Source organism: Legionella bozemanae (assembly GCF_001648595.1).
In the GTDB taxonomy this organism is placed as follows: Bacteria; Pseudomonadota; Gammaproteobacteria; order Legionellales; family Legionellaceae; genus Legionella; species Legionella bozemanae.
Genome location: NZ_LBAW01000094.1, coordinates 1 through 690 on the forward strand (window position 1 = coordinate 1; position 690 = coordinate 690).

The following is a 690-nucleotide window of genomic DNA, read 5'->3' on the forward strand; positions in this document are numbered from 1 at the left end:
CCACCAGTTCGTCCATGGTTAACGTTAAGATTCTCTTAGGCGCATCAATATGGTTTAAGAATTGATAGTTCATGTTGCTCATTCTTCCCTTCCTCTCAAAATACAAACGTTTTAAGTAAAAAGGCTGGAATAAAAGCAACAGCAGTTACTCCAACAAACACCATAGGATTTTTACTCTTCACAGCCATGGCGGTGGCTAAAATGATGTCTACTAAAATAAAAACTTTCCAAAACATGGAGCCACTTCCTAATGAATCTTTGACATCCCCTTCCAAAGCTTTTGCCAATAAATCATTTGCCAGTACGTTTTTTGACAGCAAAAAAACGACAAGAGCTGAGCTTACTCTCTTCATCAAACTGAATCTTTTTTTACCTACTTTCATTGTTTTCTCCGTTTTTAGGTTGTACAAATCCCTTAAGCACTTGGATGGCCTAATTTTTAACACCAATTAAAGTTATAAGTTTTGCGAATTAAATCGTCTTTTAGGTTAGATGGTTCATTAGAATATTCCCGAAATGACTTTAACTAATCCTTGTTCTAATGCCCCCCTGGCATCGGCAAACTTCAAATTGACCTTGTCTGCATTGGAAACGACACGTGTTCTATAACGCTGATATTGCGTCTTGCGCGAATAGGTTTGAGAGGTCATTGTGCTATTTCCATTTTTTAAACGTGATTGGAAGTGTTCG

Annotated in this window: 2 protein-coding genes; both read right to left on the reverse strand. The window is 37.4% G+C overall.

The window, feature by feature from the left end; all coding sequences use genetic code 11:
- Positions 1-95: 95 nt before the first annotated feature.
- Positions 96-383: a hypothetical protein gene (locus tag A8O27_RS18205; protein WP_012187513.1), complete on the reverse strand. Its 288-nt coding sequence runs from the start codon at positions 381-383 to the stop codon at positions 96-98.
- A gap of 117 nt (positions 384-500) precedes the next feature.
- On the reverse strand, positions 501-690 hold a 190-nt coding region (traT, locus tag A8O27_RS18645), incomplete at its 5' end, for a complement resistance protein TraT (RefSeq protein WP_220442857.1).